Source organism: Flavobacterium sp. FlaQc-52, from assembly GCF_044007495.1.
GTDB classification, from domain to species: Bacteria; Bacteroidota; Bacteroidia; order Flavobacteriales; family Flavobacteriaceae; genus Flavobacterium; species Flavobacterium cupriresistens.
Map to the genome: position 1 here is coordinate 327,519 of NZ_JBIPCV010000005.1, position 14,186 is coordinate 341,704.

14 protein-coding genes are annotated in these 14,186 nt (G+C 33.5%); 8 read left to right on the plus strand and 6 right to left on the minus strand.

The annotated features are described in order from the left end of the window. Positions 1-15: 15 nt before the first annotated feature. From ACHRV5_RS11805 to ACHRV5_RS11830, 6 genes are all read right to left on the minus strand, one after another. A complete protein-coding gene (locus ACHRV5_RS11805; RefSeq protein WP_395426882.1) occupies positions 16-912 on the minus strand; it encodes a hypothetical protein in 897 nt (298 codons plus the stop codon). A gap of 58 nt (positions 913-970) precedes the next feature. Further along, positions 971-2,302 (minus strand): DUF58 domain-containing protein, encoded by a 1,332-nt coding sequence (locus ACHRV5_RS11810; protein ID WP_395426883.1) that lies wholly within the window; start codon positions 2,300-2,302, stop codon positions 971-973. A gap of 114 nt (positions 2,303-2,416) precedes the next feature. Then, positions 2,417-3,430 (minus strand): AAA family ATPase, encoded by a 1,014-nt coding sequence (locus ACHRV5_RS11815; RefSeq protein WP_395426884.1) that lies wholly within the window; start codon positions 3,428-3,430, stop codon positions 2,417-2,419. A 42-nt stretch (positions 3,431-3,472) separates the two neighbouring features. Beyond that, the gene (locus ACHRV5_RS11820; RefSeq protein ID WP_395426885.1) at positions 3,473-4,678 is read right to left on the minus strand and encodes a DUF4350 domain-containing protein; all 1,206 of its coding nucleotides are present in this window, start codon (positions 4,676-4,678) and stop codon (positions 3,473-3,475) included. After that, positions 4,671-5,444, minus strand: coding sequence for a DUF4129 domain-containing protein (locus ACHRV5_RS11825; protein ID WP_230005011.1), 774 nt, complete (start codon positions 5,442-5,444; stop codon positions 4,671-4,673). Before ACHRV5_RS11825 ends, ACHRV5_RS11820 begins: the two co-directional genes overlap by 8 nt. 12 nt (positions 5,445-5,456) lie before the next feature. After that, positions 5,457-6,437 (minus strand): stage II sporulation protein M, encoded by a 981-nt coding sequence (locus ACHRV5_RS11830; RefSeq protein WP_395426886.1) that lies wholly within the window; start codon positions 6,435-6,437, stop codon positions 5,457-5,459. A gap of 20 nt (positions 6,438-6,457) precedes the next feature. Between ACHRV5_RS11830 and ACHRV5_RS11835 the strand changes: the two genes are divergently transcribed. The 8 genes from ACHRV5_RS11835 to ACHRV5_RS11870 all read left to right on the plus strand — a co-directional run bounded on the left by ACHRV5_RS11835 (position 6,458) and on the right by ACHRV5_RS11870 (position 14,186). After that, complete coding sequence (locus ACHRV5_RS11835) at positions 6,458-7,201, plus strand: RDD family protein (protein WP_047775503.1); 744 nt, start codon at positions 6,458-6,460, stop codon at positions 7,199-7,201. Positions 7,202-7,611: 410 nt separating this feature from the next. Continuing rightward, positions 7,612-8,478 carry a hypothetical protein gene (locus ACHRV5_RS11840; RefSeq protein ID WP_395426887.1) on the plus strand — a complete coding sequence of 289 codons (867 nt, stop codon included), beginning with the start codon at positions 7,612-7,614 and terminating at the stop codon, positions 8,476-8,478. Between the two features lie 96 nt (positions 8,479-8,574). After that, complete coding sequence (locus ACHRV5_RS11845; protein WP_047775506.1) at positions 8,575-9,177, plus strand: trimeric intracellular cation channel family protein; 603 nt, start codon at positions 8,575-8,577, stop codon at positions 9,175-9,177. An 11-nt stretch (positions 9,178-9,188) separates the two neighbouring features. Further along, positions 9,189-10,166 carry a GNAT family N-acetyltransferase gene (locus ACHRV5_RS11850; RefSeq protein WP_395426888.1) on the plus strand — a complete coding sequence of 326 codons (978 nt, stop codon included), beginning with the start codon at positions 9,189-9,191 and terminating at the stop codon, positions 10,164-10,166. Beyond that, entirely contained in the window at positions 10,163-11,284 is a 1,122-nt protein-coding gene (locus ACHRV5_RS11855; protein ID WP_395426889.1) for a DegT/DnrJ/EryC1/StrS family aminotransferase, read from the plus strand. Before ACHRV5_RS11850 ends, ACHRV5_RS11855 begins: the two co-directional genes overlap by 4 nt. A 1-nt stretch (position 11,285) precedes the next feature. Further along, positions 11,286-12,560, plus strand: coding sequence for an O-antigen translocase (locus ACHRV5_RS11860; protein WP_395426890.1), 1,275 nt, complete (start codon positions 11,286-11,288; stop codon positions 12,558-12,560). A gap of 136 nt (positions 12,561-12,696) precedes the next feature. Further along, a complete protein-coding gene (locus ACHRV5_RS11865) occupies positions 12,697-13,710 on the plus strand; it encodes a hypothetical protein (RefSeq protein WP_395426891.1) in 1,014 nt (337 codons plus the stop codon). A gap of 29 nt (positions 13,711-13,739) precedes the next feature. After that, positions 13,740-14,186, plus strand: a complete 447-nt coding sequence (locus tag ACHRV5_RS11870) for a T9SS type A sorting domain-containing protein (RefSeq protein WP_395426892.1) — start codon at positions 13,740-13,742, stop codon at positions 14,184-14,186.

Here is a 14,186-nt window from a genome sequence, read left to right on the forward strand (position 1 = left end):
GAACCCAAAAACAATTTATTCCGTTTCATCAAACGAGTTTACTTTACAAAGTAACTGAAGTTTAACAGGGTCTTTTTTTGAATTTGGATATTGCTCGCTATTAATTCTTTTTTCAAATTCTTTCATTATATCTAAATCCAGATCATCTTTAACGGCGAATTGTATTTCATTCGTATCTTTTTTTAATTCAAACTGAATCATAATTTTTCCTGATTTTTCGGAATTTTGAAACAATTCATTAAATATTTTTTGCGTTTTTTCTATGATTAATGTAATGTCTTCAACAGAACTATTTTGGGTTATTTCATCATCGGAACTCAGCAACAAAACTTTTTCAATTTTGGTTTCTTTCATTCCTTGAGTAATTGGTTTTTGATCTTTTTTAGGAGCTTCATCCAGCCACAATAGTTTTAGTTTCTTTTTTAAGATATTTAAAATGTAATTGTGCTCTTTTGTTTCTATGATTAATAAAGGTTCATCAATGTCAAATGATATAACTGACCAATAATACTTTAATTCGTCTTCATTTGCTTTTCGAATTTTATATCCTTGCGATACTTCATTTTTGAATTCATCCCATATTATTTTGGTGTCATTGATGTCATGAGTCATTTGTCCATCTAATACTGAATTATTAACATGAAATTGAACATTTCCTGTCTGTAGTTTTTGAATGTTTTTATTGTCCTTGTATCTTTTCCATAGTTCTGGGCCAACAATCATATTTTCTTGTAGAAGTTTATAATCGTTGCTATTGGATAAATTACTAGTGATTAATTTTTTTGCATTTTCGAGAACTTTAGGACTGCAGTAATTATAAACAATTCCTTTTGGAACTGTTATTGTTTCTTTTTCCTGTGCATTTGAGAAAATGCTTGTGAAAAAGAATACAATCAAAATTACTTTTTTCATAGTTTTATATTTTAAATTCGGTAACCATTTTAAATTTCACAAAAAACATTTCACCTAATTACAAAATCCCTCTCGACTTAATTTCCAGATACTTGTTAATAGCATCCAGAGTCAGATTCTCGGGTTGTGTAAGTATCGAATGAATTCCGTACTTTTTAAGTTCGTTGGCGATTAGTCGTTTTTCGAACATGAATTTTTCAGCAATAACCTTATCGTATATTTCCTGTATCGTACCCGTTTTTTTATGGATAATTTCATTCAGTTCAGTATTGCTGAAGAAAATAACCACTAATAAATGGCTTTTTGCAATTCCTTTTAAATAGGGCAATTGCCTGTTTAGACCATCCATTGTTTCAAAATTGGTGTACAGAATGATCAAACTTCTTTGGTTGATGTTTTTCTTGATGTCAACATACAAACGGCTGTAATCACTCTCAAAAAAATCGGTTTTGATGTTGTACAAAGTCTCGAGGATCTTTTGCATTTGCGAGCCTCTTTTTTCGGCAAAAACTCTGTTTTCTACTTTTTTAGAGAAGGCGAAAATTCCCGCTTTGTCTTGTTTTTTCAGAATTACATTCGATAAAACCAAAGTTGAATTTATAGCATAGTCCAATAAACTTAAGCCGTTAAAAGGCATTTGCATGACACGTCCTTTGTCAATTGCCAGATAAACTGATTGTGATTTTTCGTCCTGAAATTGATTCACCATCAAGGCATTTTTCTTTGCTGTGGCTTTCCAGTTTATAGTTCGCAGATCATCGCCCTGAACGTATTCTTTGATTTGTTCAAATTCCATGGTATGTCCGATACGACGATTTTTTTTAATTCCGTATTGAAACAAGTTGTTCGAAATAGCAAAGAGATCGTATTTTCTTAATTGAATATAAGACGGATAGGTTGGAACCATTTGGTCTTTATCAAAAGTAAATCTTCGGGAGATTAATTTTAATGGGGAAGAAACATAGATATTAAGATTTCCAAAATAGTATTCGCCACGTTCCGTCGGACGCAAATCGTATCCAATTTCTTCCTGAGCGGAGGCTTTTATGCTTTTTATAATTTTGAAATCACGGACTTGAAATTGAAACGGAATTTCATCAATGACCTTCGCCGAAATCGGAAAAGTATATTGATTCTTGATTGTAATTTGTATTGGGTTTAAATCGCCATTTGAAAGTTTTTCGGGCGTATTTCTCGATGCTTCAATACCGGTTCTGGCTAAATACAGGAGTAAAATGTCTAATGCTAAAAAAGTAGTGAGAACTAAAACTATAAACCAAACGCCGTTATATAAAGTGGGAAAAATAAAAGCACAAAAAAACAGTCCGACAATGCCCAGAAGCACGTAGAAGAAGAAGTTGTTGATGTATAGACTTTTTATGAATTTCACGTTTTTAATGGTTTCAGGTTTTTTTGTTTCAAGTTTTTTTGTTTCAGGTTTTTTTTGTTTCAGGTTTCACGTTGAGGATGTTCCGTGTTACTTTTTACATTTTGCAAGCAACATTTATCTTGGAATTTCTACGGTTTCTATGATTTGTTTGATGATTTCAGAGCTAGTGATTCCTTCCATTTCGCGTTCCGGTGAGACGATAACGCGGTGTTGCAGCACAGGAACAGTTGCGTCTTTAATATCTTCTGGTGTTACAAAATCACGACCACGAATGGCTGCAAAACCTTTGGCTGCATTTAGAATTGCGATTGAGGCACGAGGAGAGGCTCCAAGGTACAAGAAGGCATTTTCACGCGTGTTTACTACGATTCTGGCAATGTATTCCAATAGATTTTGTTCTACTCTGATTTGTTTGATTAATGCCTGATAGTCTTTGATCTCTACTGCAGAAAGTATCGTTTTTATCGCTTCCAGTTTGCCGTGATCTTGTAGCAAATGTTCTCTTTGAATGATTTGAATTTCTTCATCCAATTTTGGATAATCGATGGTGATTTTGAATAAAAAACGGTCTAATTGTGCTTCAGGTAAACGATACGTTCCTTCTTGTTCAATAGGGTTTTGCGTGGCAATTACCAAAAAGGGAGTTTCTAATTTATAAGCAGACCCATCAATAGTAATCTGACGTTCCTCCATAACTTCAAAAAGGGCAGCCTGTGTTTTGGCAGGAGCACGGTTAATCTCATCGATTAGAATTAAATTAGAGAAGATTGGTCCTTTTTTAAATTCGAATTCAGAGTTTTTCAGGTTAAAAATCGAAGTTCCTAAAATATCGGAAGGCATTAAATCCGGTGTAAACTGGATTCGGCTGAAACCAATGTTTAACGTTTTTGAGAGTAATTTTGCCGTAATGGTTTTAGCAACTCCGGGAACTCCTTCCAACAAAACATGTCCGTTTGATAGTATAGCAACCAAAAGCTGATCAATCATTTTATGCTGACCTACAATTACCGTTTCCAACTCTTTTTTGATACTGCTAACGTGATCTAAAAGTGGCGTTAGGTTTAGTCGGGTTTCAAAATTTACATTTTCGTTTGTAATTTCTGTTTTTGTTGTATTTATATCGTCCATGTTGTGGTATGTTTTCTTTTGAATGAATTTCTGTTAAAAGTATTAATTTAAAATCTTCTCGATGGCATTATTAATTCGAATTAAATCTTCTTCGAGACTTCCGTGATAACTTCTTCGGTATTCGTTGATCAAAAATACAAGTTCGCGGATGTCTTTTTCCTCTTTTCCTGATTTGTGATGCAGTTTCTGGATAAAAGTATCGTCGAGTTTTGTGGTGTCGATTAGGTACTCATTTCGTATTCTTTCGAGGAAATAAATGATTTTTTTATCGATAATGTTATCATGATCGCCTTCCTGGTAGTATAAGTTTCCGATAGTTTTGGTGAAATCAACGGTTAAGTTAGGGAGCGGTTTTAGGATTGGAACGATTCTCTGTTTTCGTTTGGCATTAAAAATAATAAAAATCAGAATTCCAATTAGCAACAGGTACCATGCCCATTTTAATGCGGGCTGACTTAAAATGTATCGCAACGGTGAATCAGAAATGGATTCGCTGTTTTGTCCTTTGGTGTACCAGTAAATGTTTCCTTTTGGCATATACGAAAGCACATTTTCGGCATACTGATAATGATCCTTTTTTAATAAATGGTAGTTGGTAAAAGCAACAGGTTGCATGTGCAAATAAAAATAGCCACCTGAATAAGGGACTTTTATAAAGTTGACATGTTTTTCTTTTTGATTACCCTGATAGCCCAAAATGGTAGTCGTTGCCGTATCTATTTTTGTGAAATAATTTTCAATACCAACATCTTTAAGCAGGTATTTTTTGGAACTTACTTTTGTGTTAGCCATCCAGACCTTTGCATTAGGCGCAGCTTGAAAGTTGGTGTTTATCTCAATCTTCAAACTGTCTAATATCGACTGGGGGAATGTTTTCATGCTCAAAAAAGCATTATTTCCATGAGATACAAAGTAAAAAAGCTCAGTTATGGACTGATCGTCAATATCGCCAAGTTCGGCTATATTGAAAAAAGTACCTTTAATGCTGTATTTTCCGGAAACAGTATCGGGAATATATTTTGAATCTAAAAACTCATATGGAGTTATAGTAGCGATGCGTTCAATTTTTTGCTTTTTTAGTAAGCCACCAATTTCTTTGTCAAAAATATATAATCCGTATGGAATTTTATCATTGACAGAGTAGGTTGGTCTCCAATCGATCGGTTTGGGTTTATTGGCACTGGTTATTACAATAAGAGCAAAAACAAAAACCAGAATAGCGATGTAAATTTTTACGGATTTATTCATTGCTAAAGGTTTTTATTGAATTCTTAAAACGGTTTTCTGCTTTTTTGAAAGTGGTTTCATCAATTTCAAATTCGCCATACCAAATATAGTTGTACAAATAGGATAAATAAGTGAACTCTTCCTTATAAACGGGGCTTTGAAGCTCGTATAAATAATCGGAATTGGTTTTTTCGATATCCCATTCGATATAATGGTTTTGCGCCATAACTTTTAATAACCAAAGGTAATAGTAGCGTATTGCGATTCTTCTTTCTCCTTTTTCGATACTCTCCTGAATGAGTTTTTTGAAATCTAACAGATGTATGTTTTTCTCGAGTTCAGAATAATAGATGGTCTTTTTATGAGAATCTTTTCCGAAAATCCATTTACCTTCTTTATTAATTATTGCTTTTACGATCAGATAGATTACAAAAACAATAATCAGTACGGCGAGCACTTTCAATAAAATAGACACAAAATTTAATGCGGCCTGCGGGTTGCTGAAAGTGAACAGATTTCTTAAAATACTGGCCAGCCATTCTTTAAAATGATCCCAGAGATTTTTCTCAGGGGCTTTGTATTCGTACACAAAGTCTGAGGAAGTATATTTTTTCTTGAAATCTGTATGAAAAGTTTTGGCCTCAACCGTATCCGAATCGATTATGATATCTTTCTCCGTATATTTTACCGAAGTAATTTTTGGCGGATCAACAGTCACCAAGGTATCTTGAGCATTTGTGATGCTAAAGAAAAAAAGAAAAGATAAAACAAAGAAAATTTTATTCATTATCGGTACTGATTAGATCAATTTGGCTGATAGTTGTTGTATTTTTTTGTGTACGATAAAAGGATAAACCAAATAGTAAAAAGAGATAATACCTAAGGTTAACAGTATGATGAAACTGCTTAGTACGTTGGGCATATCGATTGAATATCGGGTGATAAAACCTTCAAGGAATCCTGCGCCAATGGTAAAAGGAAAGGTGCTCAGGAAGATTTTGAAACTGTTTTTGAAACCTATTTTAAAAGAATTTACCCGGGAAAATGTCTTTGGAAACAATATCGAGGCTCCGAGAATAAATCCGGCAGCGGTTTCGATTACGATGGCAAAAATTTCCATTGAACCATGAATCCAGATTCCACGAACACTTTTCCAGAAAACACCTTGTTCGTAAAAAAAGTACTGAAAAGCCCCTAACATAATGCAGTTTTGCATGGCAATATAAAAAGTGCCAATTCCTGCAAAAAGACCATAAATATAACATCTGGCTCCTACATAAAGGTTGTTCATGGTGATACCAATAAAACTTCCCCAATTACTTCCAGAGGCATAAACGGCCATAGGATCTCCTTTTTTAATGTTTTCTAAAGTCATGTTTACATAACCGTCCCCTAAAATTAAGCGAACAAAATTAGTGTCGTATCGTGCCGAAATAACACCAATACCCACCATTATAAAAAATAAGACAAAAGAATACAAGAGATATCTTCTGTATTCGTACACCAGCAAAGGCACTTCGGTTCTGAAAAATTCCAAAAACCTGTTTTTCTCAGCTCGTTTGGTTTTGTAAATTTTCTGATAGATCTGTGAAGCCAAATGATTTAGATAAACGACAGTCTTGCTTTTTGGGTAATACGTTTGAGCGTAAGACAAATCATTCATCATTTGAATGTACAAATTGGCTAACTCATCAGGATTTTTTTTAGCTTTACCGAAAATAGCTAGCTCAAATTCCAGCCATTTTTCTTTATTTTGTTTTATGAAGGCGATCTCTCTCATTATGGGCTAAAATATAAAATATGTCAGAATTATCAATAAATACTACGCAAAATGTTAAAATAAATTTTATAGCAGCATCTGCCGGCGAGCGGATCGGCTCTTATTTTATCGATTTGATTATTAAATTTGCCTATCTCATAGTCATTTACGGGATATTTTTTTACGCATTCCATTTAGATATGGCATTAGACGGTATGGATAATTGGTCCAGAATATCGATCCTTTTGCTGCTTTATTTCCCGGTTGTCATTTATTCGCTCACATTAGAAAGCATTTTTGAAGGTCAAACGATCGGAAAAAAGCTGGTTAAGATAAAAGTGGTGAAAATTGATGGCTATCAGGCCGGTTTTGGAGACTACTTGATGCGATGGTTTTTCAGACTTGTAGATATTTCTATTTTTAGCGGTGTTATTGCTTTGGTAGCTGTAGTTTCGAGTAAAAAAGGACAACGTTTGGGGGACATGGTAGCGGGAACTGCTGTTATTACTTTAAAGAATAAAATTAATATAAGTCATACCATTCTCGAAGAGATAGGAGACGCTTATATTCCGACTTATCCTTTGGTGATAAAATTGTCTGATAATGATATGCGAATTATAAAGGAAACATTTCAAAAAGCAGATCTTAAAAACGACTATGAAACCATTACTAAATTGGTTACTAAAATTGAAAGTGTTACCGGAATCAAAAATCAATCCGGCAATGAACGTGATTTTTTAAGGGTAATTTTAAAAGATTATAATTTTTACACGCAGAATATGTAGGGGCAGGGAACAAAATAAGGGTTGACACGAATTTCACCAATTAACACGAATTATAATAGTCGTCAAACTTTAAAAAATCGCGTCAATTCGTGGTAAAAAATTATTTTGAGGTGTTTTAAGAAAATCATAATTTTTTCGCATGGGCTTACGTGATTTATTTGGAGTGAAACGTCTTTTTTAGGTTTTGTTGACTATGTCTCTATGTGGTGAAATTAATTGCATTCAAAAGGTATGACATATATCATTTTTTGCGAGCCTCTAAGTTGATAACTTTGACTAATCAAATTGAAACAATTATAAGCGGACAAATACCGTTTATCAATTTAATCAGGCAGGTAGCATTGTTATCTGTATTTTGAATGGAGTGACCGAAAAGCCATAAGAGTAGGGTAATTTAAATGATTAAGATTATGAAAACTACAAAGTTTTTTGCGATAATTATGTTATTGGTTACGATTGCAGGTTTTGCTCAAAATGGAAGCAAAAAGTTAGATAAAATAATAAAACGTGACTACCAGATTATTGAATGTACTATTGCAAAAATGTCTGATAAAACCGTAGAATATTCTTTACCGGGTGAGACGTTGCAAATTTCACTGGATATCTCCCAAATTGCCAGAATTGATTTTGCCAGTGGTCGTTCTCAGACCTTTGATGTTTCTACAAACACTAATGTGGTAAGTAGCACTAATGCAAACAACAACTCAAATCAAACGCTAGCCAGTGCCGACATGAAGCCCAATACTATTGCGGTATTGCCCGTTCCTTATGTAAATGCAGACAATCTGCAAAGTTCTGAGGAGATGTCTAAATTTGCTCAAAACGACCTTTATAACAAATTATTAGATAAGTCTTCTAATATTTTCCCGCTGACAGTTCAGGATTTGCGAACAACAAACAGTTTGTTGCATAAAGCCGGAATTGATTATAAAAACATCGACGAGACTCCGATTGAAGACCTTCAAAAAATTCTTGGAGTTGACAACATCGTGGCTGCCAAAATTTCTTTTACAACGGCCGAAAGCGCAACATCAGTAGCCTATAATAGTGGGAATGCTAAAATTAGCGATAACAATAAAAAGGTAAAAACAAGCGATATTGGGACAACCAGTACCAATACCCAGACGTATTACTACTATACAGTATATTTTGATATGTACAAAAACAACACAAAAATATATTCTCAAACCAGAAAACCGTTGTTCAGTATAAAAGACAGTTGGATCGATTCTGTTTCGTATTTATTGAAAAGAAGCCCGATTTATACCAAAAAATAATGGCGAGTTCGCTGTAAAAACAAGGAATAAAGTAAAATAATTTAGTCAAATCTTTGTACCTATGCACCTTTGAATCTTAGTAACTAAAAATAAAAAATGTTTCATTTATTAGACCTGATCGGTACGATGGCCTTTGCTATGTCCGGCGCTTTAACAGCAATGCATAAAAAATTAGACCCGTTTGGGGTTTTTATTATTGCTTTTGTTACAGCCGTTGGAGGAGGAACCCTGCGTGATGTTTTAATAGGCAGAACCCCGGTTGGATGGATGAAAGATCTGCAATATGTTTACGTTATTACATTCGGATTTTTTCTGGCCATTCTTTTCAGAAAAAAGTTTGACAGACTACGAACTTCTTTGTTTCTTTTTGATACCATTGGGTTGGGCGTTTTTACCTTAATTGGATTAGAAAAAGGAATTTCAATTGGTTTACATCCCATAATTTGTATTGCTCTTGGCACCATGACGGCTTGTTTTGGAGGTGTTATTCGGGATATTTTATGTACGGAGATTCCAACAATCTTCAGAAGAGAAATTTATGCTACGATCTGTATTTTAGGAGGAGCCGTTTTCTTTATACTAAAAAAAATGAATCTGGAGGATGATCTTTTGTATTTGATAACTTCTTTGGTAATCATTATAGTGAGGCTGATGGCGGTAAAATACAAATGGTATCTGAAAGCATTTGATCACAAATAGTTAAATCAGGGATGACAAAGTATACGGTAAAAAAATACGATCAAAATGATTTTGCAATTTGGAATGACTTCCTTGCGAAGGCCAAAAATGCAACTTTTTTATTTCATCGTAATTTTATGCAGTATCATCAGGATCGTTTTGAAGATTTTTCGCTTCTTGTTTTTAAAAATGAAAAATTACTAGCGGTTTTACCAGCCAATAAAGAAGGTGATTTGGTGTATTCGCATCAGGGACTTACCTACGGAGGCTTGGTTTATAAAGATCAGACCAAGTTGAGCACAGTGCTTGCTGTTTTTCAGTCTGTTCTGTTATTTTTGAATGAAAGTGGAATTCAAAAATTAATTGTTAAAACGCTTCCTTCAATTTATCATTTAAAACCCGCCGAAGAAATTTTATATGTTTTGTTTGTAGCTCAAGGGAAGTTGATCCGTCGGGATTCCCTTTCTGTTATTGATTTGTCGCAAAAAAATACGGTTTCAAAAATTAGAAAAAGAGGTTTTCAGAAAGCAGTTTCAAATCAGTTGCATATCAAAGAAGAAAATGATTTTGAATTGTTCTGGAATGAAATTTTGATTCCCAATCTGGATAAAAAACACAAGGCAATACCGGTTCATTCCTTAGAAGAAATTAGTCGGTTAAAGGTACTTTTTCCAGATAATATTCATCAGTTTAACGTGTATTTTGAAGACAAAATCGTAGGGGGAACAACTGTTTTTGAAACAGAAACAGTAGCACACTGCCAATATATTTCGAAATTGGAACAAGACGATCGTTTAGGAAGTTTAGATTTCTTATATCAACATCTGATTCAGGAAAGATATGCTAAAAAGCGTTTTTTTGACTTTGGGATTTCAAATGAAAATCAAGGCAAAAAACTAAATGAAGGATTGTCCTATTGGAAGGAAAGCTTCGGAGCCAGTACCATAATTCACGATTTTTACGAAGTTGAAACTTCCAATTATAGCTTACTAAATAACGTTTTGATATGATTTCTTTTTTAGATCTGAAAAAAATAAACGAGCCTTATGAAGCTGCTTTTCAGGAAAAACTGAAATCGGTTTTGCATAACGGTTGGTATATATTAGGGAAAGAAACCGAGACATTTGAAAAGGCTTTTGCTAAATATTGTAATGCCGAATATTGTATTGGAGTGGGGAATGGCCTGGATGCTTTGACATTGATTTTTAAAGCCTATGTTCAATTAGGGAAACTCCGAAAAGGAGACGAAGTTATTGTTCCTGCCAATACCTATATTGCGAGTATTTTAGCCATTTTGCAAGCCGATTTGGTTCCGGTTTTGGTAGAACCCAAATTAGAGACCTATACGCTAAATCCGGATTTAATCTCGGAAAAAATCACTTCAAAAACGAAAGCCATTTTAGCAGTTCATTTGTACGGGCAATGGGCAGAAATGGATCAGATTAACAGCATTGCAAGGGAGAATAATTTGCTAATTATTGAAGATGCAGCACAGTCTCACGGAGCAGGAAGAAGTTTAAAGTCGAAAGTCGAAAGTCAAAAGACTCAAAGCAATAATCTACAATCAGCAGTCGCCTACAGTTTTTATCCGGGGAAAAATTTGGGAGCTTTAGGCGATGGTGGAGCCATTACAACAAATGATGAAGCGTTGGCAAAAGTGCTGTTTTCACTGCGGAATTACGGTTCTCAAAAAAAATATTATAACGAGTATATCGGTGTCAATTCCAGATTAGACGAATTGCAAGCTGCTTTTTTGAACTTAAAACTGCCCAATTTAGATCTTGACAATGACAAACGTCGTGTTATTGCAAAACGGTATTTAACAGAAATTAAAAACGATAAAATAATACTTCCTGTTTGGGATTTTTCGAATAATCATGTGTTTCATTTATTTGTTATTCGAACAGAAAATAGAGAAGGTTTGCAAGAATATTTAGTACGAAACAATATTCAGACGGTTATTCATTATCCAATTCCGCCACATCAACAGCAAGCATTCCCGAATTGGAATCAGTTATCGTTTCCAATTACAGAGAAGATTCATGATGAAGTTTTGAGTTTACCAATGAGCCCGGTTTTAACGGAGTTGGAAGTAGATTTTATTGTTGAGGTTTTAAATAAGTATTAAATTGAACTTTATAAAAAAAATAATTCAAACTACACTTTTTAAAGTTACTTCTTTGAACAGTCTTAGCATTGGTTTAAAAATTGGAATCGGTTTAATAACATCTAAACTTCTTGCCATTTTTGTAGGACCCAGTGGAATAGCATTGGTTGGTAATTTGCGTAATTTTTTGACCTCATTAGAAAGTATTTCGACCTTAGGTTTTCAGAACGGTATTATAAAATATGTCGCTGAAAATCAAAATAACAAAGAAGAGTTAAAAAAAATAGTAGCTACTGTTTTTATTAGTTTAACTATTGTAGCGCTAGTTTTAAGTGGATTCTTGTATTTTTTTGCCGACTTCTGGAATAGTAGAATTTTTGGATTTGCTTTTAAGTATCAATTTGTTTTCAAAATTCTCGCTTTGTCTTTGCCTTGGTGTGCTGTTTCTGTTTCCTTATTAGCCTTGTTAAACGGGTTAGGTAAATTTAAAAGAGTTATTTGGGTAAATATTATCGGAAATACAATTGGATTATTGGTTTCTCTTTTCCTGATTTTGCAGTTACAAACATTTGGAGCTTTATTGGCTATTATTATAACGCCGGCCTTAATATTCTTTGTAACTTTTTATTTTGTCCATAAAGAAATTAGTTTTTTAGAAACAATTCGGTTTACTGTATTTGATTTTAAAATCATAAAGAGTTTAGTGCCATATTCTTTAATGGCTCTAGTTTCTTCTGTTTTAGGGTCAATTGTTTTTTTGTTGATACGAAATAATGTAATTGAAAATTTAGGAATTGAACAGGCTGGTTTCTGGGAAACGATGACCCGGATTTCGTCTTATTATATGCTTTTCATAAGTACAATTCTAACGGTTTATTTTTTACCCAAGCTATCCATAGCGCAAAATAACCAGGAAACAAAAGCTGTTTTTTGGCAGTTTTATAAGTTTATATTACCTGTTTTTATAGTAGGTTTAATTGGTCTCTATTTTGCGAGATATTTTATTATACAATTGTTGTTTACCAAAGAATTTTTGCCAGTTGGATCTCTTTTCTTTTGGCAGTTGATTGGCGATATTTTTAAAGTTGCTTCTTTAATTTTGGGATATCAGTTTTTTGCTAAAAGATTAACAGTTGTCTTCATCGTTCTAGAATTGTTTTCGCTTACGATTTTGTATTTTTCGAGCTTATTTTTCATATCTCATTTCGGAATACAAGGTGTGGTCATTGCTCAAGCTTTTGATAATTTTATTTATTTGGTTGTATTGTGTTTTTACTTTAGGGAGAGTTTAGTTTAGAGTGATAAATTATTGAATTTTAAAGGCTTAATTTTTTAATTGTTAATAAGATTCTTTGTAAAGAAGTGATTTCTTTTATTTGTAGATTCTTTTTGATAGTTTTGAAAGATTTAAATATGATAATAAAGAAATTGTAATGAGAAAAACTGCAAGTAAAATTTATTCAGGAATTATTTTTTTAGGGGTATTAACTGCGAATGGACAAATAAGTACAGGTACAGGAGGTGGTGCAAGTATTCTTTCTAATAGTCCGGTTACGAATACCAATGTAGGCATAGGTACGACTAATCCAATTGCCAAATTAGAAGTGAATGGTTTTACAACTATTGGAAAGACCTATACATTTTTGAACGAAGGAGATTCTTTTTCTAAAAGTATTGTGTTGAATATAGGGACTTTAAGGAAAGAGAATGCATCCTCAGTAAGTGGAACTCGATTACTAACCTTCTATGACGTTCCGCCTTCTAATATTTCAGCCAATGCTAAAACTATGTTTGCCATAGAAGATCGAAATGACTCAAATAGACTTAGACATACCGCAATAGCTGGTGGGGAGAGTCTTTTCATGCTTAATGATAAAACGCAAAAACTTGTTTATCAACTTTATGAAGATGGTACGAATGTTTTTGTTGATTTCCCTAAACCTGGTAGCTATTTAACAGTGGGAGGTACGGCTGTATGGCCGGTTGCGCATAATTTTTGGGTAAAAACAGGAACATCAAAATTTGACAATGATGTTTTTATTGGAACTAATCTGTGCATCGGAACTTCTAGTATTACGGATGGTACAACAACCTACAAACTTTCCGTAAAAGGAAAAATCAGAGCCGAGGAAGTAAAAGTATACAATACCTGGGCAGATTATGTTTTTAACCCGTCTTATAAATTGCCTTCTTTGAGCGAAGTGGAGACTTTTATTACTAGAAACGGCCATTTACCTAATGTACCCTCTGCTAAAGAAATCACAGAGAATGGTTTAGAACTAGGGGAAATGACTAAAATTCAGCAGGAAAAAATCGAAGAGCTTACCCTGTATTTAATTCAGCAGAATAAAGAAATTGAAAAACTTACCCTGTATTTAATTCAGCAAAAGAAAGAAATTGAAGAACTAAAAGAACTGATTCAATTAGTATCGACTATTAAGAAATAACTTTTTTTAATACATATAATTGTCAAAATATGAAGCAGTATCTAGTTATATTGGTATTGGGATTCTCATTGCTATCTAAAGCACAGACGAAAATTAATTTTAGTTACGATGCAGCAGGAAATCAAATAAGCAGAGTTCTGTGTATCAATTGTGCATCTAAAGTTACAAAGGATGATATTAAAGAAAATGCAGTGATTGCGGAAGAGAGTTTGGAAAAAAATTCAGAAGATGTAATTTCTTATTATCCAAATCCGGTAAAAGAAGAGTTGTATTTGCAATGGGATCTTAAGGAGGATAATTATGTAACATCGGTAAAAGTATATTCTGTTACTGGTCAGGCTTTAAAAAACTATCAGGGAAATAAGACCATTAAAAATTTGATCATTCCTTTTCAAAATTTGCCTTCCGGTTTATACATCGTTGAAATTTCTTATAGCGTAGGAGAAGAAAAAAATATAAAAATTGTCAAACAATAA

Excerpts from the sequence above, each read along its gene's own strand:
- ACHRV5_RS11805 (WP_395426882.1), bottom strand. The coding sequence starts at position 912 with ATGAAAAAAGTAATTTTGATTGTATTCTTTTTCACAAGCATTTTCTCA.
- ACHRV5_RS11815 (WP_395426884.1), bottom strand. The coding sequence starts at position 3,430 with ATGGACGATATAAATACAACAAAAACAGAAATTACAAACGAAAATGTA.
- ACHRV5_RS11820 (WP_395426885.1), bottom strand. The coding sequence starts at position 4,678 with ATGAATAAATCCGTAAAAATTTACATCGCTATTCTGGTTTTTGTTTTT.
- ACHRV5_RS11825 (WP_230005011.1), bottom strand. The coding sequence starts at position 5,444 with ATGAATAAAATTTTCTTTGTTTTATCTTTTCTTTTTTTCTTTAGCATC.
- ACHRV5_RS11830 (WP_395426886.1), bottom strand. The coding sequence starts at position 6,437 with ATGAGAGAGATCGCCTTCATAAAACAAAATAAAGAAAAATGGCTGGAA.
- ACHRV5_RS11835 (WP_047775503.1), top strand. The coding sequence starts at position 6,458 with ATGTCAGAATTATCAATAAATACTACGCAAAATGTTAAAATAAATTTT.
- ACHRV5_RS11840 (WP_395426887.1), top strand. The coding sequence starts at position 7,612 with ATGAAAACTACAAAGTTTTTTGCGATAATTATGTTATTGGTTACGATT.
- ACHRV5_RS11845 (WP_047775506.1), top strand. The coding sequence starts at position 8,575 with ATGTTTCATTTATTAGACCTGATCGGTACGATGGCCTTTGCTATGTCC.
- ACHRV5_RS11850 (WP_395426888.1), top strand. The coding sequence starts at position 9,189 with ATGACAAAGTATACGGTAAAAAAATACGATCAAAATGATTTTGCAATT.
- ACHRV5_RS11855 (WP_395426889.1), top strand. The coding sequence starts at position 10,163 with ATGATTTCTTTTTTAGATCTGAAAAAAATAAACGAGCCTTATGAAGCT.
- ACHRV5_RS11865 (WP_395426891.1), top strand. The coding sequence starts at position 12,697 with ATGAGAAAAACTGCAAGTAAAATTTATTCAGGAATTATTTTTTTAGGG.
- ACHRV5_RS11870 (WP_395426892.1), top strand. The coding sequence starts at position 13,740 with ATGAAGCAGTATCTAGTTATATTGGTATTGGGATTCTCATTGCTATCT.